Origin of the sequence: Siccirubricoccus phaeus, from assembly GCF_008360935.1 — a bacterium.
Taxonomy (GTDB): domain Bacteria; phylum Pseudomonadota; class Alphaproteobacteria; order Acetobacterales; family Acetobacteraceae; genus Siccirubricoccus; species Siccirubricoccus phaeus.
Map to the genome: position 1 here is coordinate 44,427 of NZ_SRXO01000001.1, position 25,167 is coordinate 69,593.

General features: G+C 70.3%; 24 protein-coding genes and 2 tRNA genes. 10 read left to right on the top strand and 16 right to left on the bottom strand.

What is annotated here, in order from left to right; translation table 11 throughout:
• Positions 1–92: 92 nt before the first annotated feature.
• The 5 genes from E5N76_RS00175 to E5N76_RS00195 form a co-directional block, all read right to left on the bottom strand.
• Entirely contained in the window at positions 93–707 is a 615-nt protein-coding gene (locus E5N76_RS00175; RefSeq protein WP_149535284.1) for a thiamine pyrophosphate-dependent enzyme, read from the bottom strand.
• 4 nt (positions 708–711) lie between these two features.
• The gene (locus E5N76_RS00180) at positions 712–1,239 is read right to left on the bottom strand and encodes a decarboxylase (protein WP_149535285.1); all 528 of its coding nucleotides are present in this window, start codon (positions 1,237–1,239) and stop codon (positions 712–714) included.
• Positions 1,240–1,252: 13 nt separating this feature from the next.
• Positions 1,253–2,245 carry a Bug family tripartite tricarboxylate transporter substrate binding protein gene (locus E5N76_RS00185; protein ID WP_187829878.1) on the bottom strand — a complete coding sequence of 331 codons (993 nt, stop codon included), beginning with the start codon at positions 2,243–2,245 and terminating at the stop codon, positions 1,253–1,255.
• 138 nt (positions 2,246–2,383) lie between these two features.
• Positions 2,384–2,788 carry a VOC family protein gene (locus tag E5N76_RS00190; RefSeq protein WP_149535287.1) on the bottom strand — a complete coding sequence of 135 codons (405 nt, stop codon included), beginning with the start codon at positions 2,786–2,788 and terminating at the stop codon, positions 2,384–2,386.
• Between the two features lie 36 nt (positions 2,789–2,824).
• Complete coding sequence (locus E5N76_RS00195) at positions 2,825–4,018, bottom strand: acyl-CoA dehydrogenase family protein (protein ID WP_149535288.1); 1,194 nt, start codon at positions 4,016–4,018, stop codon at positions 2,825–2,827.
• 146 nt (positions 4,019–4,164) lie between these two features.
• On the opposite strand from E5N76_RS00195, the gene E5N76_RS00200 reads away from it, so the two are divergent.
• Positions 4,165–4,818 carry a TetR/AcrR family transcriptional regulator gene (locus tag E5N76_RS00200; RefSeq protein WP_149535289.1) on the top strand — a complete coding sequence of 218 codons (654 nt, stop codon included), beginning with the start codon at positions 4,165–4,167 and terminating at the stop codon, positions 4,816–4,818.
• Positions 4,819–5,061: 243 nt separating this feature from the next.
• On the opposite strand, the gene E5N76_RS00205 is transcribed toward E5N76_RS00200, so the two are convergent.
• Positions 5,062–5,487 carry a BLUF domain-containing protein gene (locus tag E5N76_RS00205; RefSeq protein WP_149535290.1) on the bottom strand — a complete coding sequence of 142 codons (426 nt, stop codon included), beginning with the start codon at positions 5,485–5,487 and terminating at the stop codon, positions 5,062–5,064.
• Positions 5,484–6,371, bottom strand: coding sequence for an alpha/beta fold hydrolase (locus E5N76_RS00210; RefSeq protein ID WP_149535291.1), 888 nt, complete (start codon positions 6,369–6,371; stop codon positions 5,484–5,486). Before E5N76_RS00210 ends, E5N76_RS00205 begins: the two co-directional genes overlap by 4 nt.
• A 54-nt stretch (positions 6,372–6,425) precedes the next feature.
• Between E5N76_RS00210 and E5N76_RS00215 the strand changes: the two genes are divergently transcribed.
• Positions 6,426–6,908, top strand: a complete 483-nt coding sequence (locus tag E5N76_RS00215) for a DUF192 domain-containing protein (protein WP_149535292.1) — start codon at positions 6,426–6,428, stop codon at positions 6,906–6,908.
• A gap of 64 nt (positions 6,909–6,972) precedes the next feature.
• On the opposite strand, the gene E5N76_RS00220 is transcribed toward E5N76_RS00215, so the two are convergent.
• Positions 6,973–7,896, bottom strand: a complete 924-nt coding sequence (locus tag E5N76_RS00220) for an alpha/beta hydrolase family protein (protein WP_149535293.1) — start codon at positions 7,894–7,896, stop codon at positions 6,973–6,975.
• Positions 7,897–7,992: 96 nt separating this feature from the next.
• Between E5N76_RS00220 and E5N76_RS00225 the strand changes: the two genes are divergently transcribed.
• The 3 genes from E5N76_RS00225 to E5N76_RS00235 all read left to right on the top strand — a co-directional run bounded on the left by E5N76_RS00225 (position 7,993) and on the right by E5N76_RS00235 (position 8,649).
• Positions 7,993–8,066: transfer RNA gene (locus E5N76_RS00225), tRNA-Pro, on the top strand.
• Positions 8,067–8,085: 19 nt separating this feature from the next.
• Entirely contained in the window at positions 8,086–8,406 is a 321-nt protein-coding gene (locus E5N76_RS00230; protein WP_149535294.1) for an ETC complex I subunit, read from the top strand.
• Positions 8,407–8,572: 166 nt separating this feature from the next.
• Positions 8,573–8,649: transfer RNA gene (locus tag E5N76_RS00235), tRNA-Arg, on the top strand.
• Between the two features lie 144 nt (positions 8,650–8,793).
• On the opposite strand, the gene E5N76_RS00240 is transcribed toward E5N76_RS00235, so the two are convergent.
• A complete protein-coding gene (locus E5N76_RS00240; protein ID WP_149535295.1) occupies positions 8,794–9,588 on the bottom strand; it encodes an aminoglycoside adenylyltransferase family protein in 795 nt (264 codons plus the stop codon).
• Positions 9,589–10,088: 500 nt separating this feature from the next.
• On the opposite strand from E5N76_RS00240, the gene E5N76_RS29985 reads away from it, so the two are divergent.
• Positions 10,089–13,376 (top strand): carbohydrate-binding domain-containing protein, encoded by a 3,288-nt coding sequence (locus E5N76_RS29985; RefSeq protein ID WP_207791821.1) that lies wholly within the window; start codon positions 10,089–10,091, stop codon positions 13,374–13,376.
• A 229-nt stretch (positions 13,377–13,605) separates the two neighbouring features.
• Positions 13,606–14,541 (top strand): tripartite tricarboxylate transporter substrate binding protein, encoded by a 936-nt coding sequence (locus tag E5N76_RS00270; RefSeq protein ID WP_187829879.1) that lies wholly within the window; start codon positions 13,606–13,608, stop codon positions 14,539–14,541.
• A gap of 139 nt (positions 14,542–14,680) precedes the next feature.
• On the opposite strand, the gene E5N76_RS00275 is transcribed toward E5N76_RS00270, so the two are convergent.
• From E5N76_RS00275 to rutA, 3 genes are all read right to left on the bottom strand, one after another.
• Positions 14,681–15,262: a malonic semialdehyde reductase gene (locus tag E5N76_RS00275; RefSeq protein ID WP_149535297.1), complete on the bottom strand. Its 582-nt coding sequence runs from the start codon at positions 15,260–15,262 to the stop codon at positions 14,681–14,683.
• A gap of 86 nt (positions 15,263–15,348) precedes the next feature.
• Positions 15,349–16,020, bottom strand: a complete 672-nt coding sequence (locus E5N76_RS00280; RefSeq protein ID WP_149535298.1) for an isochorismatase family protein — start codon at positions 16,018–16,020, stop codon at positions 15,349–15,351.
• 18 nt (positions 16,021–16,038) lie between these two features.
• Positions 16,039–17,115, bottom strand: coding sequence for a pyrimidine utilization protein A (rutA, locus tag E5N76_RS00285; protein WP_149535299.1), 1,077 nt, complete (start codon positions 17,113–17,115; stop codon positions 16,039–16,041).
• 279 nt (positions 17,116–17,394) lie between these two features.
• Between rutA and E5N76_RS00290 the strand changes: the two genes are divergently transcribed.
• Positions 17,395–19,008 (top strand): FMN-binding glutamate synthase family protein, encoded by a 1,614-nt coding sequence (locus E5N76_RS00290; protein WP_149535300.1) that lies wholly within the window; start codon positions 17,395–17,397, stop codon positions 19,006–19,008.
• Between the two features lie 83 nt (positions 19,009–19,091).
• Entirely contained in the window at positions 19,092–20,267 is a 1,176-nt protein-coding gene (locus tag E5N76_RS00295) for a multidrug effflux MFS transporter (RefSeq protein WP_149535301.1), read from the top strand.
• A gap of 171 nt (positions 20,268–20,438) precedes the next feature.
• Here the strand turns inward: E5N76_RS00295 and E5N76_RS00300 are convergent, their stop codons facing one another.
• Together E5N76_RS00300 and E5N76_RS00305 are read right to left on the bottom strand one after the other, a co-directional pair.
• The gene (locus tag E5N76_RS00300; protein WP_149535302.1) at positions 20,439–22,058 is read right to left on the bottom strand and encodes an acyl-CoA synthetase; all 1,620 of its coding nucleotides are present in this window, start codon (positions 22,056–22,058) and stop codon (positions 20,439–20,441) included.
• Positions 22,059–22,289: 231 nt separating this feature from the next.
• Positions 22,290–23,090, bottom strand: coding sequence for an enoyl-CoA hydratase (locus E5N76_RS00305; RefSeq protein WP_149535303.1), 801 nt, complete (start codon positions 23,088–23,090; stop codon positions 22,290–22,292).
• 106 nt (positions 23,091–23,196) lie between these two features.
• Between E5N76_RS00305 and E5N76_RS00310 the strand changes: the two genes are divergently transcribed.
• Positions 23,197–23,409 carry a hypothetical protein gene (locus tag E5N76_RS00310; protein ID WP_149535304.1) on the top strand — a complete coding sequence of 71 codons (213 nt, stop codon included), beginning with the start codon at positions 23,197–23,199 and terminating at the stop codon, positions 23,407–23,409.
• 242 nt (positions 23,410–23,651) lie between these two features.
• On the opposite strand, the gene E5N76_RS00315 is transcribed toward E5N76_RS00310, so the two are convergent.
• Both E5N76_RS00315 and E5N76_RS00320 read right to left on the bottom strand, forming a co-directional pair.
• Positions 23,652–23,900: a DUF3297 family protein gene (locus E5N76_RS00315; RefSeq protein WP_149535305.1), complete on the bottom strand. Its 249-nt coding sequence runs from the start codon at positions 23,898–23,900 to the stop codon at positions 23,652–23,654.
• Positions 23,901–24,085: 185 nt separating this feature from the next.
• Positions 24,086–25,093 carry a Bug family tripartite tricarboxylate transporter substrate binding protein gene (locus E5N76_RS00320; RefSeq protein ID WP_235907519.1) on the bottom strand — a complete coding sequence of 336 codons (1,008 nt, stop codon included), beginning with the start codon at positions 25,091–25,093 and terminating at the stop codon, positions 24,086–24,088.
• Between the last annotated feature and the right edge of the window lie 74 nt (positions 25,094–25,167).

Sequence of the window (25,167 nt, forward strand, 5' to 3'; positions counted from 1 at the left end):
TCCGCGGGGGCCCCGGATTCCTCAACTCCTGAAGCCTCGCACAGCCTTCCGCGGCAAAGCCGCGGAAGGGCAACAGGCAGCGACAGCCGTTCTCAGGTGACCAGCTTGCTCTTCTTCACGCCCATGCCGCGCATGAAGCGGTCGCGGATCTGCGCCGGGTCGCGCTCCGTCTGGCCGGCCGGGCCCTGCTCGTCCAGCTTCAGGCCGATGAGATGCGGCCCGTCGGTCGCCAGGCCCTGCTCCACCAGCCGCTCGAAATCCGCCTCGTCGGCCGCCCAGGCGGCGCTCGTGAGGCCGCAGCCGCGGGCGACGGCGACGAAATCCGTGCCCCCCGCCGCCGGCGTCACCTGGCCGCCGGTGATCTGGTAGGTGCCGTTGTCCATCACCAGGATGATGAGGTTCTTCGGCGCCTGGGTCGCGACGGTGGACAGGCACCCCAACTGCATCAGCAGCGAGCCATCGCCTTCCAGGGCAAAGACCTTCCGCTGCGGCTGGGCGATGGCGACGCCGAGGGCGATCGGGATCGCCAGCCCCATGCTGCCCAGCATGTAGAAATTCTGCGGCCGGTGGCCGGCGGTGAAGAGGTCGAAATTGCTGTGGCCGATGCCGCCGATCACGGCCTCGTCCCGGTGCAGCTTGGCGACCAGCCGCTTCGTGAGATCGAAGCGGTACATGCGCTTGGCGTTATGGGCAGTGGTGACGCTCATCGTCTCAGCCCCCCACCTTCACCGGGTTGGCCTTGCCGCCGGTCAGCAGCGGCGAGAGGATCAGCGCCGCTGGCTGCTGCGTGCTCAGCGCCTGGCGGATGGTGCGGTCCACGATGAAGCCGCATTCGTCCAGCCGGGTGATCACATGATGCTCCATCGCCAGCGCCTCCAGCGTCGGGCGCATGGTCCGCCACACCGCCGCCTGGCCGATATTGAACTCGCCCAGCGTGCCGCGCTCGCTGATCATCATCAGCGCCGGGATCTGGAAGGCGCAGGGCAGGCTGGCCAGGACATTCGCCAAAGTGGCGAAGCCGCTGGTCTGCATCAGCGCCATGCCGCGCATGCCGGCCATCACGGCGCCACAGACGATGCCGATCGCCTCCTCCTCCCGCGCCGTGGTGAAGGCGGTGAAGAAGGGATCGGCATGGATGGCGTTGATCAGCGGCTTCAGCACATTGTCGGGCACATAGGGAATGAGGCGGATCTCATTCGCCTTGAGTTGCTCGACCACGATTTCATGCCAGGGCTGCATACCCGGGACTCCTCTACTCGACGGCGATCCTGGCCTGCCGGATCACCTCGCGCCAGAGGGGGACTTCCTTCGCCACGCGCGCCTTCAGCCCCTCCGGGCCCTCCGCCGCCACCAGCACCCCGCCCAGCCGGTAGCGCTGCTGGATATCCGGCTTGGCCAGCACCTGCAACGTGGCCTGGGCCAGCTTCTGCACGATCGGCGCCGGCGTCGCCGCCGGGGCGTAGAGGGCGTTGAAGGTTTCGGAAACCGCATCCTCCACGCCCAATTCGGCCAGGGTGGGCACGTCCGGCAGATCCGGGCTGCGGGTGGCGCCGGTCTGCGCCAGGACGCGGACCTGGCCGTTGCGCTGAGCGGTCTCCACCTGGCCGCCCTGGCTGGCGATCAGCACCTCCGTGGTGCCGGCCAGGATGGCCTGCACCGCCGGCCCGGCGCCGAGGAAGGGGATGTGCTGGAGGGGCGCGCCGGTGCGCAGTTTCAGCACCTCGCCCGCCAGATGCGGCGTGGTGCCGATGCCGGGGGAGGCGTAGTTGAACCGGTCCGGCTGCGCCTTGGCCGCGGCGACCAGCTCCGCCAGGGTCTTGATGCCGGTATCGGGCCGCACGCAGATCAGATTGGGCGAGGCGCCGAGCGTCCCGACATAGGCGAAATCCTTGAAGGGATCATAAGGCGCGTTGCGGTAGAGGCTGGCATTCACCACGAAGACGGAGCTGGCGACCAGCAGCGTGTAGCCATCCGCCGCCGCCCGGGCGACATAGCCGATGCCGATATTGCCGCCGGCGCCCGGCCGGTTCTCGATGACCACCGGCTTGCCGAGGATGTCGGAGAGGCCGGGCCCGACGATCCGGGCGGAGAGATCGGTGGAGCCGCCGGGCGGGAAGCAGACGACGATGGTGATCGGCCGGTCCGGGTAGCTGGCGGCCGGGTTGCCCTGGGCGTGCAGGGCAGGGGCGGCAAGGCTGGCGGCAGCGGCCAGCAGGCCACGCCGCGGAAGGCTGGGTCGATGCACGTTTTCCTCCGGGCCGCCGGCCTTTCCCGGGCCGGGCGGCGTTGTCAGGGGCTGGCGCCGTCGCCGCCCGGGCGGGATCGCCCATAGCGGGATGATGCCAGGACGCATGCAGAAGGGCCGGGCCGGTGGCCCGGCGTCTCAGGCGGAAGCGGGGGTCTCGCTCGGCGGGTAGTTCAGCTCCACCGCGACGCCGTCCGGGTCGTAGATGAAGAGCTGGGTTTGCCGGTCGCGCGGGATCACCCGCTCCTCATGCTGGATGCCGCGCGCCTTCAGCCGCGCCTTCATCTCGGCGAGGCCGGTGCAGGTGAAGGCGATGTGGTCCAGCAGGCCGGTCGGCCCCGCCTCCCGTGGCAGATGCGCGTCGCGCTCGCGCGGGCCGATCAGGTGGACCGTCGGGTTGTCCCCGACATAGAGCCAATAGCCGGGAAAGCCGAGGGGCGGGCGGTAGCCCACTTCCAGCCCCAGCACGTCGACGTAGAATTCCTTGGTCCGCTCCAGATCGGCGGGGCGGATGGTGTAGTGGTTCAGGCCTTCGAGGGGCATGGTCCGTGCTCCGTGGAGGTCAGAAGAAGCGCCAGGTCAGAAGAAGCGGCCGGAGGGATTCATCCCAAGGAAGAACTGGCCGCACATCTCGAGATGCGCCGTGCGCCCCTGCACCTGCTGCCCCGAGGCGTGGATGTCCCGCATGCGGCGCTCGAAGGGGCTGTTGTCGAAGATCGCGGTGGCTCCGGCCTCGTGGTAGCACCACTCCGCCACCTCCTTGGCGCGGTGGATGGCGGAGGTGGTCGCCAGCCGCACCAGGGCACGCTCCTGGAGGGTGATGTGGCCGCGCGCCTCGGCCACGGCATGCGCCTCCTCCAGCACCTCCACCAGCCAGGCGCCGGCGGAGCGCAGCTTGGCCTCGGCCTGGGCGATGCCGTTCTGGATCACCTCGCTGTCCTTCAGCGGCCGGGACATGGAAGCCGGGGTCTTGCCCTTCGCCATGGCGGTGAAGGCATCCAGCATGCCGCGGGCGATCCCCATGGAAACGCCGGCGAAGCCGGAGGCGTAAAGGTTGGTGGTGGTGAATTTGTAGAGCGGCGCATCCACCCGCCGCTCCGCGTCGCTGTCGCGCGTGACGCTGAACTCCTCCGGCACGAACACGTCGGTGAGGGTGTAGGTGTCGCTGTTGGTGCCGCAAAGGCCGACGACATTCCATTCATCGTGCCAGCGCGGCACGTCGCGCTTCACCATCATGGTGCGCTCGAAGACCTTGCCCTCGGCGTCGAGGCGGGTGGAGCCGTCCGCTTCCTCGATCCGGCAATGGCCGCCGACCCAGGTTGAATGGCGGTTGCCGCTGGCGAAGCGCCAGGTGCCGGTGACCCGGTAGCCGCCCGGCACCACCTTGGCGACGCCCTGGCCATAGCCCCAGGACACGACGGCGCGCGGATCGCCCCAGATCTCCCGCGCCGCGTCCGGCGCCATGTAGGCGGCGGCGAAGGAGCAGCCGGAGGCCTGGCAGAGGCACCAGCCGGTCGAGCCATCCGCCGCGGCGATCGCCTCCTCCATGCGGAAGAAGGTGGCGGGCTTCACCTGCTCGCCATTATAGGCGCGGGGGAGGAGGGTGCGGAACAAGGCGGCGCCGTGCAGCGCGTCCAGCACCTCCGGCGTCAGCCCCTTGGTGTCCTCGATGCGCTGGCCGGCGGCCTCGATGATCGGGGCGATGGCACGGGCGCGGGCCGCCGGGTCGGTCCGCCGGGGGAGCTGATCGGTGAGGTCGAGTGCGGCGCTCATGGGCGTCGGGTGCCTCCCTTGGCGGTTGACGGGGTGATTGGTCGATTGACCAAACCCTCTTCCCTGCCCAGGGCGATGTCAAGCTTGACCGTGCGAAACCGGCGCGCGGCCGCTATATGCCGGGCGCAGGAGGCTGACCCCAGCACATGAACATGACCGAAACGCCGCCCGAAGCGGCCCCTTCCCCCAGCGTGCGCGACCGGATCCTGGAGGTGGCCCAGATGCTCTTCGCGGAGCAGGGCTTCGCCGCCACCTCCACCCGCGCCATCGCCCAGGCGGCGGGGGTGAATCTGGCGCAGTTGCACTATCACTACGGGGCGAAGCGGGATCTGTTCCAGGCCGCCTATCTGCGCGGCGCTTCCCCGGTGACGGAAGCGCGGTCGCGCACCCTGGCGGCGCTGAAGGCGAAGCACGGCGCCACGCCGATCCCGCTGGAGGAGCTGGTGGAGAGCTTCGTCACCCCCTTCATGCTGAATGGCGAAACCCCGGAAGGCCGCGCCGCGATGAGCATGCATGCGCGGCTGCACACCGAGCCGGACGATATCGGCAAGGAGCTGCTGAGCACCGTCTATGACGAGACGACGCTGGCCTATCTGGCTGAATTCCAGCGGGCGCTGCCGCAGGTGCCGCATGAGAGGCTGTGCTGGCGGCTATATTTCATGATGGGCGCCTATCGCTACACCCTGCTGCGGACGGGTCGGCTGGAGCTGATGTCGGGCGGGGCCTGCGACAGCGGGGATTTCCGCCAGGCGGTGGCGGAGATCGTGCCCTTCCTCTGCGCGGGGCTGCGGGCGGGGTAGCGCCCCAGGCGCTGGCTTGGGAAGCAGGAAAAAAGCGGAAGGGGCGGGGGCTCCGTCCTGCAGGCGCGAAGCTGAGCGATGACGGGATGAAATCGGCCCGGCAAGATTGGGGGCTTCGCCCCCAAACCCCCAGCAGAGGGCGCTGCCCTCTGCACTCCCGCCGGGGCCAGGACCTGGCCCCGGACCCCGGTCCGAGTTTTAAACCCGACGGTCGAACCTGCGGACTCAGGGGCAAAGTCCCCGTCATCCATCCCAATCCTGACCCTGCCGCGGCGTGGCCGCCAGCCGGTCGAACAATTGCCGGTAGGCCGCCGCCCCCGCCACCCGTGCCGCGCCATTGCGGATCTCGGCCAGGCTCCACATCCAGCCATGCGCCTTGTCGTCGCGCAGCGGCGTGCCGGCGAAGAGCCGCCGCAGCGTGTCCCCGGCCCAGACCAGCTCCACATCGCTGTGCCGCCGGTCCGCCACGATGCGGCCGAAGCAGGCCGTCACCGCGGCGCGGCTGCCTTCCAGCAGTTGCACATAGAGGTCGGCGCGGCAGACCAGCGCCCCGGTGATCCCTGTCGCCCGGTTGCGGCGCTGGGCGGAAGCGAGGATCGCCGCCAGCGTCGCCTGGTCGAAGCCGAGAGGGCGGGAGACGAAGATGAGCTGGGTCAGCGGCCGGCTCATGCCGCCGGCAGGTCCAGTACGGCGCGGGCGAAGGCGTCCGGCGCCTCCTGCGGGAGGTTGTGGCCGGCACGCGGCACCAGGCGCCGCTCATAGGGGCCGGTGAAGCAGCGGTGATGCCCGGCGGAGCTCGCAGCCGGGCCGACGCCGTCATCGAGGCCATGCAGGTTGATGCTCGGCACGGCGATGCGCGGCTGCTTCGCCAGCGCCGCCTCCATCGCGTCCAGCGCCGGATCGCCCGGGGCATAGCCGAAGCGGTGGCGGTAGGATTGGATGACGACGGGGACGAAATCCGGGTTGTCGAAGGCGGTGGCACTGGCGGCGAAGGTGGCGTCGTCGAACGCCCATGTCGGCGACCAGAGCTGCCAGAGCAGGCGGCAGATCCCCCGCCGGTCGGCCGCCAGCCCGGCTTCGCCGCGCGGGGTGTGGAAGTAGTACTGGTACCAGAGGCGGTGCTCGGCCGCGGCCGGGGCTGGCCGGGCGGCGTTGGGGATGTTCTGAATATTGTATCCCGTACCGGAGACCAGGGCAGCGGCCCGCCCGGGATGCAGCGCCGCGACGATGCAGGCCGCCCGCCCACCCCAATCATAGCCGCCGAGCACGGCCCGCCCGATCTTCAGCGCATCGAGGAAATCCAGCAGATCCTGCCCCAGCGCCGCCTGCTGGCCGGAACGCGGGGTGGCGGGGGAGAGGAAGCGCGTCGGCCCATAGCCGCGCAGATAGGGCACCAGGCAGCGCCGCCCGGCGGCGACCAGCCGCGGCACCACCGCGTCATAGGCGCGGGGCGCATAGGGGAAGCCGTGCAGCAGCACCACCGGCGGGCCGTCCGGCGGGCCGCTTTCCTCATAGGCGATCTCGAGGGCGGGGGTCAGAATCGTCCGCAGCATGCAAGGATCATGGCGGCGGTTGGAAGGCGCTGCCAGGGGTGGCATGGTGCCGCCATGCGCCGACGCTTCCTCGGCGGCCTTGCCGCCCTTTGCCTTGCCCGTCCCTCGGCCCGCCCCGCTATGGCCCAGGCCGGGCCGCAGCCCAGGCTGCCGGAGGAACCCCTCGCGATCCTCACGCGGGACGGCAAGCGGCATGAATTCCGCGTGGAGATGGCGTTGACGCCGGACCAGCAGATGGTGGGGCTGATGTTCCGCCCGAGCGTGGCGCCGGATGAGGGCATGCTGTTCGACTGGGGCACGCCGCGCGAGAGCAGCATGTGGATGCGCAACACCGTCGCGCCGCTGGACATGGTGTTCATCAATGCCGATGGCACGATCCGCCGCATCGCGGAGCGGACCGTGCCCTATTCCCTGGCGCCGGTGGACAGCCGCGGGCCGGTGCGGGCGACGCTGGAACTGGCGGCGGGCACGGCGGAGCGGCTGGGGCTGCGCGTCGGGGACAAGGTGGAGCAGCGGATCTTCGGCACGGCACGGTAGCGCGGCCGGCTCTTTCTCCCATCCTCGCGGTGGTTCTCATCGTGGCAGGCGCCCTTGCGCGCCTTCACCCCGGCTGCTGCCTCCCGGCCCGCAGCCCGGCGAGGAATTCCTGCACCGGCCCGCGCCACAGGCCGAGCGCCTCGGGATCCTCAACGAAGCCATGCCCGTCCCGCCCGGGGGCGGCGATCTCGGCATAGCGCGCTCGGCCGCCGGCCCCCACCCAGGCGGCGCAAAGACGCGGCGCCAGCCCATGGCCGAAATAGGAATCCTGCACGGCATAGAGCCAGAGCGTCGGCACCCGCCGCGCCGCCGGCCGGCCGCCGAGCGCCGCCATGGCCTGCACCAGCCTCTCCTGCCAGCCCGCGCAATGGCTGCCGCCGAACAACCCGCCGCGGCCGGCGCGCAGCCCGCCGGAGAAATTCAGCACACCGGCCGCCCCCAGCCCCGGCCGCCCCGCCGCCGCCAGGCTGGCGAAGCCGCCGGCGGACTGCCCGGCCAGCAGCACCCGCCCGGCCTCCAGCATCGGCATCGCGGCGCGGGCATAGGCCAGGCAGGCGGCGATGTCCGCCGCCCCCGCCTCGGCATTCGCCTCCAGCGCCATGCGGGCGCAGCCGCCGGTGCTGCCGGCGAATTCCCCGCCCGAGGCGCCGAAGCCCCGCCGTACCGGCAGCAGCACGGCGAAGCCCTGGGCCAGCAGCTCCGCGCTCAGCAGCCGGTAGCGCGGCCGCGCCAGGGAACGCCGCGCCGCCTCGCCACCGCCCGGCTGGCCATGGCTGACCAGGGCGAGGGGGAAGGGGCCCGGGCCGGGCGGGCGGTACAGCGTCGCCTCCAGCAGCACCGTGCCGCGCGGGCCGTCCGGCACCGGGATGCGCCAGAGCTGCTCCCGCATCTCCCAGCCTTCCGCGCCCTGCGGGCCGGGGGTGGTGGGCGCGGCCGGGGCGGCGCAGGCGGCGAGCGGCGCGGCCAGCAGCAGGCGGCGGGGCAGCATGGCGCCAATTCACCCAGCGGGAGCGGCGGAGTCGAGGCGAGGATTCGGCTGCCGGGTTATTCCCCCGCCGGGTGTCGCAGGCTAGTTTCGCCGCAACGGGGTGTGGCGCAGCCTGGTAGCGCGCCTGTTTTGGGTACAGGAGGCCGTGGGTTCGAATCCCGCCGCCCCGAGATCGATCTGGGAGTCCCTATGGCTGGTCCGTCGCAGAAAGCCCGCATCTACGTGCCGCCGCGCTCGGCGATGCAGTCCGGCAGGGGCAACACCCATGGCTGGGTGCTGGAATTCGCGCCTGGGGAGAAGCAGCGGCCGGACCGGCTGATGGGCTGGGCCGGCTCGGGCGACACGCTGGGCCAGGTGCGGCTGCATTTCCCGACGCGGGAGGAGGCGGTGGCCTATGCCGAGGCGAAGGGCCTGGCCTATGAGGTGGAGGAGCCCAAGCCGGTCCGCATCAAGCCCAAGGTCTATGCGGATAATTTCCGCTTCGGCCGGACGGAGAACTGGACGCATTAGGCAGTGGCCGGTGGCGCCGGGCTTTTCAGCGCCGGGGCAGCAAGGGTTGGGGGCTGGTGTGGCGGCCTGTTGCCCGGCGCCCGGCGGAACGCCCGGGGGCCGGGCTGCTCCACGCCTGGAGCGGCAAGGGCTGTGACGGCTCGTTGCCCCGGCGCCAGACGAGATTGCGCCCGTAGCTCAGTTGGATAGAGCACGCGCCTTCTAAGCGTGGGGTCGCAGGTTCGAATCCTGCCGGGCGCGCCAAATTCCGTCGAATCTACGATGTCTTGCGAGTTCCCGCGCCAATCCGCGCCGCACGAAGATCGTCGTCACGGATGAGCGGTGACGCCCGGTGGCGATTGGCATCTGCGGCAGAGCGTTGCGTGCTGACCTCGGTCATCTACGCGATCAGGCAAAGCTCCGGATCAGCGCGACGACGTGATCGACATGCGGCCGCACCCGCGGCTCGAGATCGCGCCAATCCTCGGGCGCCTCGGCGAGATAAGCCGCCCGGGCATGGGCGAGGACCGGGCGGTGCTCCGCGGGAAGCTGCGCGAGGGCCCAGTCGGCGGCCCCGTCCTTCGGCCGGATCTCGCCGGTTGCGAGCGTCGTCCAGATCCGCGCCAGGGTGAGCAGCCCGTTTCGCCTGTCGTTACCCTCCTCTATCCCGGGCAGCAGGATGGGGACCAGGTCCAGCATCGCCCGGGCGAGATCGGCGCGCGGCGCCGTTTCGAGGATAGCGACGGCGGGCGGGCCGAGAAGCGGCACGGCGGCGCGGCGGGCGGTCTCGATCAGGACCACGGCGTCAGGATCGGGGTGTGGCCAGGTCGGCGCATCGCCTTGCTCGAGCTCTGCCCGCATCCACTCGCCGTATTGCAGCTCGATCGTCACCGGGTGGCGCCAGGGTGTGAGGGCCGGGCGCGCGACGATGGTGAGCTCGATCGAACGTCCTGGCCCGCCGATGGCATTGCGCCCGGAGATCGGGAGGAGCCGCCGGATGATCGCGGACCTCTCGCCCCCTGTCAGCGATCGGGCGCTGACGGCGAGGATGTCGAGATCGCTGCCCGGACGCAGGCCGCCCGCGACAGCCGATCCGAAGAGGTAGGCGGCAACGACCTCGGCGCCGAGAACCTCGCGCAGGATCTCGGTGGCGGCGACGATCTGCCCGCGGGATCGCGGCTCATGCAGGAGGGATGGCGTCATGGCGACGGGTTATGCAACCGCCTGGCAGCAAACAACAGCCAGGTGAGCGTCACGGGCGTCGCTGCGATCGGGGCACGCCGCAAGGCAGGCCAGGGGGCGTGACGCCTGCCGGACGGCCTGCCGCTGCCCTGGCAGGCCCGATGCCGCCGCCGTGACCATGCCGCCCTCACATGCCGGGGAGGCATTGCGCCATCCCCCGCCGGGGCCCCAGGCCGAAGGCCGGCCAACCCGTCCTTATCGGCCTCCGCCGCCGCTCCCGCCGCGGTCCACGCCCGTCCCGCCTCTCGTCGTGCCCGCCGGGCTCCTCCCCCAGTGGTAGAATATCCACCAATACTCTTTTCTCCCGGATACCCCGCCTCTCGTTTTGGTCAAGGAAACGATACTTCAATAACTTATAGTTTTGTTGTTCTTGCGTCCGTACAGGAACAATACGCCCCCCGTGGCGGGAGCAGTAACGCCTGTTCACCGTTGCTTGAACGACACGGCAGTGGGGTGGGGCAGTGGCACAGAACGGCAATGTCTTCCTCGGTGACACCGAGATCAGGGTGGATGAGGACAGCGGCACGGCCAGCATCCGGATCGTCCGGACCGGCTCGCTGGAAAACGAGGTGACGATCACCTACGGCGTCACCGGCGACACGGCGACGGCGGGGGAGGATTTCACCGGCGGCTTCGGCACCATCACCATGCCCTCCGGCGCCGCCGAGGTAACGGTGCAGGTGCCGATCATCGACGACGCCATCGGCGAGCCGACCGAGACCTTCGTCGTCTCCATCGTCGATATCGACGGCGCGACCATCTGGGCGCCGCGCACCGCGCGCATCTCCATCCTCGATGACGAGAATCCGGCGCCGCCGCCGGCCGAGGAGCCGCCCTTGGTCTCCGACTACACCGTGGAGCGGGAGATCGTGGCGGACGGCCTCAACCAGCCGCTCAACCTGGAACCCGCGCCCTTCGACCCCACTAAGGTCTATGTCGCGGAGAAGGAAGGCGTCATCAAGCTGGTGGATCTCGACACCGGCGCCGCCAGCACGGTGCTGGACATCCGCGACGAGGTGAATTCCTACCAGGATCGCGGGCTGATGGACATCGTCCTGCATCCGGACCTGGCGAACAACCCTTACATTTACGCCTTCTACGTGGCGGACCCGCCGGACACCGCGGGCAAGACCGGCGGCGACGCGCCGGACGGCAACGGCAACCGCTATTCCCAGGTGGTGCGCTACACGCTGGACGCCGATACCGGCTACAGCACCGTGGTGCCGGGCAGCGCCAAGGTGCTGGTGGGCGGCGCCGGCCAGTCGCTGGAGGACATCTCCGGCGACGGCGCGATCGATTTCACCGGCCCGTACTTCCAGGACCGCCCCTCCTCCGAGCGCTACCTGCCCGACGATGACGATGTGGTCGTCAACGGCATCAAGCAGGACTACCTGAAGGTGGACAGCGCCTCCCATGCCGGGGGCAGCCTTGCCTTCGGCCCGGATGGCGCGCTCTACATCTCGACCGGCGACGGCACCTCCTTCGACTTCGCCGATCCGCGCACCGTGGACGTGCAGTCGATCGACAGCCTCTCCGGCAAGATCCTCCGCGTCGATCCGATGACCGGCGACGGCCTGCCGGACAACCCCTTCGTCAGCGACGGCATGTCGCTCGACACCAATGCCGCCAAGGTCTTCCAGCTCGGCCTGCGCAACCCCTTCTCCATCGCCTTCGACCAGGAAGGCCGGCTGTTCATCACCAATACCGGCTGGAACACCTATGAGATGATCCAGACCGGCGGCGCCGGCGCCAATTTCGGCTGGCCCTATTACGAGGGCGGCGATGGCGGCACGATGGACAGGACGGCGACCTACCAGGATTTCCCCAGCGCCGCCGCCTTCTATGAGGCGGTGGAGAATGGCGAGATCCTGCTGACGCCCTCCTTCCGCGCCTTTTCCCACAACAGCGACGATCCCGGCTTCCAGGTGCAGGCCATCACCGGCGGCCAGGTGATCTACACCGGCGACAAATACCCGGCGGAGCTGCTGAACGACTACTTCTTCACCGATTTCGCCGGCGGCGAGGTCTATACCGTCGACGTGAACGACCGCACCAAGGTCGGCCTGCTCGCCCTGACCAATGGCGAATGGGTGCCGATCGACTATGTGCAGATGCCGGACGGCTACGTCTATTACGCCGATATCGCCTATGGCCAGATCGGCCGGCTGCTGATCAGCGGCGGCGGCACGGGCAACCCGCCCGGCGGCGGCACCACCACCACCATCGGCAGCGGGCCGGACAGCCTGGTGCTGCGCATCACCCAGGATTACTGGAACGGCAACGCGCAATATACGGTCAGCGTGGACGGCGTGCAGGTGGGCGGCATCCTCACCGCCAGCGCGCTGCATGGCGGCGCCACGGCGGACACCCTCACCGTGCTGGGCGATTGGGGGCCCGGCCCGCATACGGCGACCGTCACCTTCCTGAATGACGGCTATGGCGGCACGCCGACCACCGACCGCAATCTCTATGTCGAAAGCGCGACCTATAACGGCGCGGCGGTGCCGGGCGCGGCGCTGGAGATGCTCTCCGCCGGCGGCCAGGATTTCGCCTTCACCGATGCCGGCGGCGGCACGCCGGGCGGTGGCGGCGGCAGCACCACCATCGGCAGCGGCACGGACAGCCTGGTGCTGAAGATCTCCCAGGATGCGTGGAACGGCAATGCGCGGTACACGGTCAGCGTGGACGGCGTGCAGATCGGCGGCACGCTGACCGCCAGCGCCCTGCATGACAGCGGGGCGAGCGACACCGTCACCGTGCTGGGCAACTGGGCGACCGGGCCGCACAACGTCTCGATCACCTTCCTCAATGACGATTACGGCGGCACTGACGGCACCGACCGCAACCTCCATATCGACGGGGTGAGCTATAACGGCGTTGCCGTCTCCCTTGCCGGGGCGGATCCGGACCTGCTCTGGAACCGCACCGAGACCATCGCCTTCACCGATACCGGCAGCACCGGCGGCGGTACCCCGGGCGGCGGCGAGGGCACCAGCACCACCATCGGCAGCGGCACGGACAGCCTGGTGCTGAAGATCAGCCAGGATGCCTGGAACGGCAGCGCGCGCTACACGATCAGCGTGGACGGCGTGCAGATCGGCGGCACGCTGACCGCCAGCGCCCTGCATGACAGCGGGGCGAGCGACACCGTCACCGTGCTCGGCAACTGGGCCTCGGGCGGCCACACCGTCTCGGTGAATTTCCTGAACGACGCCTATGGCGGTACGGCGGCCACCGACCGCAACCTCTATATCGACGGCGCCACCTATAACGGCGTCGCGGTGGCGGGGGCGGCGAAGGACCTGCTCTCCGCCGGCCCCTCGACCTTCGGCTTCGTGGAACCCGGCGCGGGCGGGGGTGGCGGCGGCGGCGGCAAATCAGTCACCCTGGGCAGCGGCAGCGACAGCCTGGTGCTGAAGATCAGCCAGGACGCCTATGACGGCAATGCGCAGTACACCATCAGCGTGGATGGCAGGCAGATCGGCGGCACCCAGAGCGTGAGCGCCGCCTCGGAATTCGGCACCGGGGTGACGGATACGGTGACGGTGAAGGGCAACTGGGCGCCCGGCAGCCACGCCGTCGAGATCAACTTCCTGAACGACTTCTTCGACGGCACGCCGGGCCATGACCGCAACCTGCATATCGAGGACGCGACCTATAACGGCGCGGATGTGCCGGGCGGGACGCTCTCGCTGCTGTGGAACGGGCCACAGGGCTTCAGCGTCTCCGACACCAGCCCGATAGCCTAGTTTCCCGCGAAGCCGCTGCGCGGCTTCGCGGGGACTCCAGGGGCGCCGGATGAGCGCCGCCCCGGCACAGCCTGAAGCGGCGGAGCCGCTTCAGGACAGCGGGCGGCGCGGGCCTGGCCTTGGCGCCCTTGGCCTTGGCGCCTTTGGCCCGGGCGGGCGGCCCCGCCGGCGACGCTTATCGTTCCGCCTGGCTTTGCCCTATGGTCCCGGCAGAACCGGGAGACCGCCCATGACCCGCCGCCTTGCCCTGCTGCTGGCCCTGCTGCTGCCGTCGCTGCCCGCCCTGGGCCAGGCCTGGCCGGAGCGGCCGCTGCGCCTCATCGTGCCCTATGCCGCAGGCGGCGCCACGGATGTCGGCGCCAGGGTGCTGGCGGAGGCGCTGGGCCAGGTCCTGCCGCAGCCCGTGGTGGTGGAGAACCGGGTCGGCGGCGCCGGCATGATCGCGGCGGAATACGTCGCCCGCGCGGCGCCGGACGGCCATACCGCGCTGTTCAACAACACCAGCCATGCGGTGCTGCGCGTGGTGGTGCCGAACGCCATCGACCCGGTCCGCCAGCTTGCCCCCGTCGTCATCCTCTCGGAAATGCCGATGGTGATGCTGGTGGCCAACAGCTTCCCCGCGGCGGATGGCAAGGCCTTCATCGAAGCGGTGCGGGCGGCGCCGGGGCGGTATGATTTCGGCAGCACCGGCGGTGGCGGCACGCTCGGCATGGCGGCGCTGCTGTTCCGCCGTACCGCCGGGCTGGAGATGAACGAGATTCCCTATCGTGGCGGCGCGCCGGCGACGCTGGACCTGGCGGCGGGCCGCATCGCTCTGGTCTTCGACGTGGCGCTGACTGCCTTCCAGACCGCCAGGGGCGGCCAGGCCCGCGCCTTCGCCGTGACCAGCCCGGAGCGCAGCCCGGCCGCGCCGGAGGTGCCGAGCTGGCGGGAGATCGGGGTGGATGCGGAGATGCTGGTCTGGCAGGCGCTGTTCCTGCCCGCCGGCACGCCGGCCCCGATCCGTGCCGCCCTCCACGCCGCTGTGGCGCGGGTGCAGCAGACCGAGGCGCTGCAGCGGAAATGGACCGAGCTCGGCGTGGACCGCGTGCTGGCCCTCTCCCCAGAGGAGTCGGAGCGCTACGTGCTGCGGGAGGTGGAGCGCTGGGAAGCGCTGATGCGCTAGGCGCAGCGTCTCCCTCCCCCGCCCTGCGGGGGAGGGCCGGGGTGGGGGTGCGGTTCAGCCCGGCGAAACGCCTGGCCCCGTGCCCCGGCAGCCACCCCCACCCTAACCCTCCCCCGCCAGCGGGGGAGGGAACGGCAGCTCAAACGATCGAGCAGGCTTCCTCGAAGCTCAGCCGCGGCAGCTTGCCGAACAGCCCGGCCGGGTCGCCATGGCCGATATTGCAGAGGAAATTGGACTTGATGCTGGTGCCGGCGAAGAACGCCTCATCCACCTTCGCCTTGTCGAAGCCGGACATGGCGCCGATGTCGAGCCCGACCGCCCGCGCCGCCAGCATCAGATAGGCGCCCTGCAGCGTGCCGTTGCGGAAGGCCGTCTCCTCCGCCAGCGCCGGGGAGGAGGTGAACCAGGACCGCGCATCGGTGTGCGGGAAGAGCTGCGGCAGCTTTTCATAGAAGGCCATATCGGTGCCGATGATGACGCAGACCGGCGCCGCCATCGTCTTGTCCAGATTGCCCGAGGAGAGGGCAGGCTTCAGCTTCTCCTTCCCCTCCGGCGTCGTCACGAAGACGAAGCGCGCCGGGGAGGAATTGGCCGAGGTCGGGCCCTGGCACAGGATCTCGTAGATCCGGCGAATCTGCGCCTCGCTCACCGGCTCCGACTTCCACTTGTTCTGGGTACGGGCCTTGAGGAAGAGGGCGTCGAGGGCGGCGGCGTCGAGCATGCATGTCTCCAAGGGTCAGCGGCGCCGGCGGCGCCGGAGGTTGCGGAACTTTCCTCCTCGGGCGGGGCAAAGTCCACCCCGCGGGGTCAGGCTTCGCCTGGCATGCCGGCCAGGCCCGCCAGCACCTCGGCCACCGGCAGGACATCGGCGTATTTCACCGCCATGTCGTAGAGGTTGGCGAAATGCGGGCTTTCATGCCGGTCCGCCACCGCCTCCTCCGGCACCACCATGCGGAAGCCGCAGGAAAGCCCGTCCACCACCGTGGCGCGGACGCAGCCGGAGGTGGAGCCGCCCGTCACCACCACCGTATCGACGCGGTGGTAGGTCAGCAGGCTGCGGAGGTTGGTCTCGAAGAAGGCGGAGGCCATGCGCTTGTTGATGGCGATGTCGCCCGGGGCGCGCTCCGCCCGGGGGTCGAACTGGGCACGGGGCGAGCCTGCCTTGATGTTCTGCAAACTGTCCGGCGTGTCGCTGCGCGTGCCCCAGACGCCGCAATCCTCGCCCGAGGGCAGATAGGCGACATAGGTCCAGACCACGGGAAAGCCACGGCGCCGGCAGAGCGCGGCCAGGGCGTTGATATGCGCCACCTGGTGCGGATCGGCCTCATAGGCGGTCACGTAGCGCTCGGGCTGGGTATAGGCGCATTGCACATCCACATTCACCAGCGCGGCGCGGCGGCCGAAGCCGAAGCGCGCGCGCGGCGGCGCGGATTTCAGCGCCAGGTACAGCTCCCGCGCCGTCCGGCCCTCCTCGATCACGGCCGCTCCTCCCCGGCCTCAGGCCGCCAGGGCGACATGGCGGCGGGACTGCATCAGCGGCTGGATGCGGGTGCCGAATTGCTCCATGCCGATGAGGAAATCGTCGAAGGTCAGCATCACGCCGGCCAGGCCCGGAATCTCCGCCAGCGCGTCGAGCTGCTGCGCCACGGTCTCGTAGGAGCCGATGAGCCGCAGCATGTTGGTCGGCAGCCGCTCGCTGCGGACCATGCGGCCGACGGTGCTGTGCGCCTCCGCCTTCACATCGGCGCCCGCCTGGGCATCGCGCCAGGCCAGCGCCTCCAGATCCGTGCCGGCGACGTAGTGGTGCCACTTCGCCATCGCCGCCGCGTCGGTCTCGTCGGCGATCACCATCATCAGCAGCATCGCCTTGCAATCGGCGCCGGCCGCGGCGTTCGCCGCCAGCAGCCTTTCGGTATGCGGCCGCACCTGGCTGATGTCGTTGATGCCGCCGGCCGAGATGAAATTGTAATCGGCATATTCCGCGGCGAAGCGCATGCCGCGATTCGACTGGCCGGCCGAGATGATGTCGATCTTCGCCATGGGCTTCGGGCTGACGCGGCAATCGCTCATCTGGAAGAATTCGCCGTTGAAGTCGGAGCGGCCGGTGGCCCAGAGCTCTTTCATCACCTGGACGTATTCGCTGCAATATTCGTAGCGCTTCGCGAAATGCCGCTCGCCCGGCCAGATGCCCATCTGCTCATACTCGGCCTTCTGCCAGCCGGAGACGATGTTCACCCCGAAGCGGCCATGGCTGATGCTGTCATTCGTCACCGCCATGCGGGCGAGCAGGGCGGGCGGCACGGTCAGCACGGCGACGCTGGCAAACAGCTTGATGCGGGTCGTCACCGCCGCCAGCCCGGCCATCAGGGTGAAGCTTTCCAGATTATGGTCCCAGTACTCGCTCGGCCCGCCGAAGCCGCGCAGCTTGATCATGGAGAGGGCGAATTCGAAGCCGTATTTTTCCGCCTTCAGCGTGACCGCCTTGTTGAGGTCGAAGCTCGGCATGTATTGCGGCGAGGTGCTGGAGATCAGCCAGCCATTGTTGCCGATGGGCAGGAAGACACCGATATCCATTGCCGCCAACTCCACGCTCCGGGCCGTCGGCGCGCATGCTAGCGGCGGGGCGCGCCATGGTGCAGCGCGGCAAGGCGGGAAATGCAGCGTGCGGCGGCCAGCTTTGCCCAGGCGCAGGGCGTTGTGATCCGCGCGTGCCGAAAATTCGGGCGCCATTGCCGACGCCACCCCGCGGCGCAACCCTGACATCAGAGCTTCACGCAGCGCCCGGGCTTTGTTCCAGGCCGGAACCGGCTAACCTCCGCCGCCCAAGCCAGCCCAAGCCGCAAAGGCCCCGCCATGCCACCGCTTCACCTTGCCTTCACCCCGCGCTTCATCTGCCTGACGCTGGCCTGCATCGCCGCCGCCATATTGCTGCTGCTGCTGGCGCTGCTGCCGGATGAAGCGGGCTGGATCGCGCCCTTCCTCATCCTCGCCCTCGGCCTGGTCGGCCTCGGCTTCCGCGATCTCTTCAACCCGCATCACGCGGTGCTGCGCAACTACCCCATCGCCGCGCATCTGCGCTTCCTGCTGGAGGAGATCCGGCCGGAGATGCGGCAATACTTCTTCGAGGATGAGAAGACCGGCACCCCGTTCAGCCGCGACAAGCGCGCCGTGGTCTATCAGCGCGCGAAGAAGCAGCTCGACAAGCGCCCCTTCGGCACCCAGTACGATGTCTATGAGCAGGGCTTCGAATGGCTGCAGCACAGCATCGCCGCGAAACGCCCGACGCTGGAGCCCTTCCGCGTCGATATCGCCGGCTACAGCGCCTCCCTGCTGAACATCTCGGCGATGAGCTTCGGCGCGCTCTCGCCCCAGGCGATTCGCGCGCTCAATCTCGGCGCCGCCCGCGGCGGCTTCGCGCATGATACGGGGGAAGGGGGCTACAGCCCGCATCACCGCCAGGGCGGCGACATCATCTGGGAAATCGGCTCCGGCTATTTCGGCGCGCGCAACCCGGATGGCAGCTTCTCGGCGGACCGCTTCGCCGAGACCGCCGCCGACCCGCAGATCAAGATGGTGGAGCTGAAACTCAGCCAGGGCGCCAAGCCGGGCCATGGCGGCGTGCTGCCGGCGGCCAAGGTCTCGCCGGAGATCGCCGCGACGCGCGGCGTGCCGCTCGGCATGGATTGCGTCTCGCCGCCCAACCACTCCGCCTTCTCCACCCCGATCCAGATGATGGAATTCATCGCGGAGATGAAGCGCCTCTCCGGCGGCAAGCCGGCGGGCTTCAAGCTCTGCATCGGCCACCCCTGGGAGTTCCTCGGCATCTGCAAGGCCATGCTGGCAACCGGCATCACGCCGGATTTCATCGTGGTGGATGGGGCGGAGGGCGGCACCGGCGCGGCGCCGCTGGAATTCATGGACCATCTCGGCATGCCGCTGCGGGAAGGCCTCTCCTTCGTCCACAATGCGCTGATCGGCATCGGGCTGCGGGAGCGCATCAGGCTCGGCGCCAGCGGCAAGATCGCCTCCGCCTTCGACATCGCCCGTGCCCTGGCGCTCGGCGCCGATTGGTGCAATTCGGGGCGCGGCTTCATGTTCGCCCTCGGCTGCATCCAGTCGCTCTCCTGCCACACGGATCGCTGCCCGACCGGCGTCGCCACCCAGGATCCGACACGGGCGCGGGCGCTGGTGGTGCCCGACAAGGCGCAGCGCGTCGCGCAATTCCACGCCGCTACCATGGAGGCCCTGGCGGAGCTGGTGGCGGCGGCGGGGTTGGACCACCCCTCGCAGCTCCGGCTGGAGCATTTCCGCCGGCGGGTCTCGCCGCAGCGCGTGGCGAGCTTCGCCGAGCTTTATCCGACGCTGGAGACGGGCGCGCTGCTGGACGGGACGGACGATCCGCGCTTCGCCCGGGCCTGGGCGCTGGCGGATGCGCGCAGCTTCGCCCCCGCCATGGCGATGGGCTGAGGGCGGCCGCGCTGCGGCCGGAAGCGGTTTCGTATGAAACTTTCCCCGTGGTGCGGTGCGGCACCGGGTGGTAACCCTGCCGCATGCCTCAGGTCGCACTGCATCTCATCCTCATCCTGGGGGCCATGTCGGCCTTCGGGCCGCTGGCCACGGATATGTACCTGCCGGCTTTTCCCATGGTCGGGGCGGGGCTCGGCGCCGATGCGGGGCAGGTGCAGCGGACGCTCGCCGCCTTCTTCGCCGGCATGGCCCTGGCGCAGATGGTCTACGGTCCGCTGGCGGACCGCCTCGGCCGCAAGCCGCCGACGCTGGCGGGGCTGGCCATCTTCACCCTCGCCTCGCTGGGCTGCGCGCTGACCCAGGATATCGGCTGGTTCACCTTCTGGCGCTTCGTACAGGGGCTGGGCGGCTGCGCCGGCATGGTGATGGCGCGGGCCATCGTGCGGGACCTGACGGAGGGGCCGGGCTCCGTCCGGCTGATGTCGCAGCTCATGCTGGTGGCGGGCATCGCGCCGATCCTGGCGCCCACCATCGGCAGTGGGCTGCTGGTGCTGGGGCCGTGGCGGCTGATCTTCTGGGTACTGGCGGCCTACAGCGCGGTGCTGGCGCTGGTGGTGCATGCCTTCCTGCCGGAGAGCCTGGCGGCGGAGCGGCGGCGGCGGGACGGGCCGCTCGGCGTGCTGCAGGTCTATCTGCGGCTGCTGGGCAACCGGCATTTCCTCGGCCATGCGCTGGCCTGCGCGCTGCCGGCGGCGGGGATGTTCGCCTATATCGGCGGCTCGCCCTTCGTCTTCATGGAATTGCACGGCGTGGCGCCGGCCACCTACGGGCTGTTCTTCGGGCTGAACGCCTTCGGCATCATGCTGGTCGCCCAGGCGAATGCGCGGCTGGCGCGGCGCGTGGCGGCCGGCACGGCGCTGACCGTGGCGCTGGGCTGGATGAGCGTCGCCGCGGTGCTGCTGGTGCTGGTGGCGGCGACGGGGATCGGCGGCTTCCCGGCGATCGCGGCGCTGCTGTTCTGCTATGTGGCGGGGATCGGCGCGACCATGCCGCTGGGCACGGCGCTGGCCATGGCGCCGCAAGGAAAGGTGGCGGGGAGTGCCTCGGCGCTGATCGGCACGCTGCAATTCGGGCTGGGCGCGGTTTCCGGCTGGCTGGTGGGGGCGCTGCATGACGGCACGGCGGTGCCGATGGCGCTGGGCATCGCGGTGTGCGGGGTGGGCGGGTTGCTGGCGAAGCTGGTGCTGGCGAAGGCTTGAGAGGGGCTTTGCCCCTCTCAAACTCTCCCCACCAAAGGCCGAAGGGCCTTTGGAAACCTTGAGTTTTGCGCCTCGGCCGTCGGGTCCGGACTCAAGGGTTCAAAGGACCTTTCGGCCCTTTGCGGGTGGGGTTGGACGCACTGCGTCCAACGAGGAGGGCAGAGCCCTCCCTCAACGCACCCGCCCCCGCAGCACATGCTTCTGGATCTTCCCCGTACTCGTCCGCGGCAATTCCGCGAACACCACCTGCTTCGGCGCCTTGAACCCCGCCAGATGCTGCCGCACGAAGCCGATCAGCTCCGCCTCCGTCGCCTGCGCTTCCGGCTTCAGCTCCACGAAGGCGCAGGGCACCTCGCCCCATTTCTCGTCCGGCTTCGCCACCACCGCCGCCAGCGCCACGGCCGGGTGCTTGTACAGCGCGTCCTCCACCTCGATGGAGGAGATGTTCTCCCCGCCCGAGATGATGATGTCCTTCGACCGGTCGCGGAGCTGCACATAGCCATCCGGATGCTTCACCGCGAGGTCGCCGGTATGGAACCAGCCGCCGGCGAAGGCCGTCTCGGTCGCGGCGGGGTCCTTCAGATAGCCCTTCATCACCACATTGCCGCGCATCATCACCTCGCCCATGGTCGTGCCATCGGGCGGGACGGGCCGCATGGTCAGCGGGTCCATCACCTCCAGCGCTTCCAGCGCCTGGTAGCGCACGCCCTGGCGGGCCATCAGCTTCGCCCGCCCGGCGGCGGGCAGCGCCGTCCACTCCGCATGCCATTCATTCACCACCGCGGGGCCGTACACCTCCGTCAGCCCGTACACATGCAGCACGGCGAAGCCGGCCGCCTGCATCCGCGCCAGCACCGCCTCCGGCGGCGGCGCGCCGGCCACCACGAATTGCACCTGGCGGGGCAGGGGGCGCTTCTCCGCCTCCGGCGTGTCCAGCAGCGTCGCCATCACCACCGGCGCGCCGCACAGATGCGTCACGCCATGCTCCGCCATCAGCGCCCACATCGCGGCGCCGCGCACCGCGCGCAGGCAGACATGCGTGCCGGCCATGGCGGTGACGGTCCAGGGGAAGCACCAGCCATTGCAATGGAACATCGGCAGGGTCCAGAGATAGACCGGATGCCGCCCCATGCCGGCGGACAGTACATTGCCCGTCGCCAGCAATTGCGCGCCGCGATGGTGATACACCACCCCCTTCGGCCGCCCGGTGGTGCCGGAGGTGTAGTTCAGCGTGATCGCATCCCACTCATCCTGCGGCAGCGCCCAGGCGAAGCCGGGGTCGCCTTCCGCCAGCAGCGCCTCGTAGTCCAGCCCGCCCAGGCTCTCGGCCCGTGCGGCGGGCGGCGCTTCCGCATCCGCCACCTCCACCACCAGCGGCGCGGCGCCGGAGAGCGCCAGGGCGGCGCGCAGCACGGGGAGGTATTCGCGGTCCACGATGACCGCCTTTGCCTCGCCATGCTGCAGGATGTAGCCGATGGTGTCGGCATCCAGCCGGGTATTGATGGTGTTCAGCACGGCGCCGGCCATCGGCACGCCGTAATGGCATTCCAGCATTTCCGGGATGTTCGGCAGCAGCGCCGCCACCGTGTCGCCGCGCCCGATACCGCGCGCCGCCAGCGCCGCGGCCAGCCGCACGCAGCGGTCGCGCAGCGCCCGGTAATTCCGCCGCAGCCCGCCATGCACCACGGCCAGGTGATCGGGGAAGACCTGCGCCGCCCGCTCCAGGAAGAGCAGCGGCGTCAAAGGCTGGTGGTTGGCGGGGCAGCGGCCCAGCCCGGTCTCGTCATCCATCCTTCCCTCCCGGTGTCCCGCCCGCGATGTTCGCCGGGTTGCTGGCTTATGGATTGTAGAGCAGATTCACGCCTCCGGGCGATGCCGCCCTCCGGCGATCTGCTCTAGCGGAGAGGCAGGCCACCGGGCCAGCGTCCCGAACTCCCGCGGCCTTCCGACCCAGGGCGCTGGCCATCGTCCGGCGTGGCCTGCCCCTTCATCGGAAACCCGGCGAGCGGAGCGGGCAGGACACTATCGATGCCGCCATGCCGGGGTGCGCTTCTCCAGGAAGGCGCCGATCCCCTCCGCGGCATCCTCGGCCAGCAGATTCTCCACCATCACCCGCCCGGCGGCGTCATAGGCCGCCGCCAAAGGCAGCCCGGCCTGGGCGTTGAAGCCGCGCTTGCCCAGCCGCAGCGCCACGGCGGAGCGGGCGGCGATGCGCTGCGCCAGCGCCTCGGCTTCGGCCAGCGCCTGGCCGGGCGGCACCACGCGGTTGACGAGGCCCATGCGGTGCGCATCGGCGGCCGGCACCATCTCGCCCAGCAGCAGCATCTCCATCGCCGCCTTGCGCGGCACCGCCCGCGCCAGCGCCACGCCGGGGGTGGAGCAGAACAGCCCGATATCGACGCCCGGGGTGCAGAACCGCGCACTCTCCGCGGCCACCACCAGGTCGCAGCTCGCGGCCAGCTGGCAGCCGGCGGCGGTGGCGACGCCCTCCACCGCCGCGACCATCGGCTGGGGCAGGGTGACCACCGCCTGCATCAGCCCGGCGCATTCCGCCATGACGGCGGTGAAGAAACCGGCGCCGCCATCGGCATCGGCGCGGTGGGCGGTGATCTCCTTCAGATCGTGGCCGGCGGAATAGGCCCGGCCTTCGGCGGCCAGCACCACGCAGCGTATGGCGGGCGCGGCCGCCACCTCCGCCAGCGCGGCGTGCAGCGCGCCGATCATGGCGCGGGAGAGGCTGTTGCGCGTGGCGGGGCGGTTCAGGGTGAGGGTCGCGACGGCGCCCTGGTCCCGCCGCAGCACCGGGGGGGTGTTGTCCAGCATGGGCTTCCTCCTGCCCCTGCCATACCGCCGGGGGGCGGCGGGGAAAAGGCCCGCCGCGGGAACCTTCGCCGGGCTGGCGGGTTGCCGCGCGTGGAGGAGACACGCCATGGCCGAGACGAAGAATGAGGGCGAGGGCAGCCGCACCGCCGCGAAGCAGTACAACGACGCCACCAAGGCCTTCACCGAGAGCGGCAAGGTGAAGCCCGCCGCCGAGGCGGCGAAGCAGGCGGTGAGTGGGCCGGAGGCGGAGGCGCTGCAGCGGGCCGAGGCCGAGGGCAAGCGCCACAGCCATGGCGAGGATCCGCAGGTGAAGCGCTAGAGCAGATCGCCGGAGGGCGGCATCGCCCGGAGGCGTGAAGCTGCTCTACAAGCCATAAGCTAGAGCGGTTTCGCGCTGCACAGTCAGCGTGAAACCGCTAGAGCGGGATCGGTCGAGCTGCGCTCACCCGCCCCGCTCTAGCTCATTGTTCGGTCGCGTGATTCACAGTTTCGGTCGATTCGACCTCGACCGATCACGCTCTGGCGCCGAGCCGGGGGGCCGCCGCCCCCCGGCTTTGCAGGCTATTCGCCCTTGGCGTCGCGGAAATAGGGCTCGACCGTGCCCTGCAGCTTCATGGTCAGCGGGCGGCCATGGCGGTCGCGCGTCTTGCCGACGGAGACGCGCACCCAGCCCTCGCTGACGCAATACTCCTCGACATTGTTCTTCTCGACGCCTTTGAAACGGATCCCGACGCCGCGTTCCAGCAGGGCGGCATCGTGGAAGGGGCTGCTGGGGTCGGCGGAAAGCCGGTCCGGGGGCGTGTCGCTCATGCGGGATGTGGTAGCGCCGATGGGGGGTGGAGGCCAAGCGCCGTGCGGCTTTGCCGAGCAGCGCGGCCATGCCGTGACGGGCTTGTGCGCCGCGGTGGCCTGCGCTTGAGGTGCGTCCGGCGTTGCGTCGAAGACGCGCCCCGGGCGACACCGGGTGCGCGCCGGCCGGGCGGCGGCCTTCCTGGCTACTCCGCGCGCATGCCGGCGGCGCGCACCACCGGCGCCCAGCGGGCGCGATCCTCGGCGAAGTAGCGGGCGAAGGCCTCGGGGCTCTCGCTCGGCTCCACCTCGGCGCCGCCATCCAACAGGCGGCGGCGCACCTCCGGCTCGGCCAGCACCTCGTTCAGCACCGCATGCAGCCGGGCGATCCGCTCCGGCGGCGTGCCGCCTGGGGCCAGCAGGGCGAACCAGGTGCTGGCCTCGATCTGCGGGAAGCCCTGTTCTGCGGTGGTGGGCAGTTCCGGCATCGCCTGGCTGCGGCGACGCCCGGCAATCGCCAGCGCCCGCAGCGCGCCGGACTGGATATGCGGCTGCAGCGGCGCCAGCGCATTGGTGAAGACCGGCACGCGCCCGGCGATCACGTCGTTCAGCGCCGGGCCGGTGCCGCGATAGGGGACGTGATCCATCTCCACCCCCAGCGCCTGGGTGATCATGGCGCCGGCCGCGTGGCCGGTGCTGCCGACGCCGGGCGAGGCGTAGGACATGGGCGGCTTCGCCGCCTTCGCCACCGCCTGCAGCTCCTTCAGGTTGGTCGCCGGCACGGAGGGATGCACGGTGATGACGTTCGGCCCCTGCGCCATCATGCCGATCGGCGCGAAGGCGGTGGCGACGTCATAGGGCACGCGCGCCTGTACCAGCGAGGTGATGGTCAGGCTGCCGCTGCCGCCGAGCAGCAGGGTGTAGCCATCGGGCGCCGCCTTCGCCACCACCTCGGCGCCCAGCATGCCGCCGGCGCCGCCGCGATTCTCGATGACGATGGGCTGGCCGAGCCTGGCTGCCATGCCCTCCGTCACCAGCCGCCCGATGATGTCGTTGGTGCCGCCCGGCGGCCAGGGGATGACGAGGCGCAGCGGACGGTCCGGGAAGGCGCCCTGGGCGCGGGCCAGGGCAGGGGCGGCCAGCGCGGCCAGCAGCAGGCCGCGCCGGGGAAGGGCGCAGGTCGAACGGGTCCCGGCGGGCGGGCTGTCTTGCACGGGGTATCCTCCATCGGGCGCCGCATCGGGGCCGGCGCTTCCCGTTCCGCTGCCGCGGCTTTACCGCGGCAGCC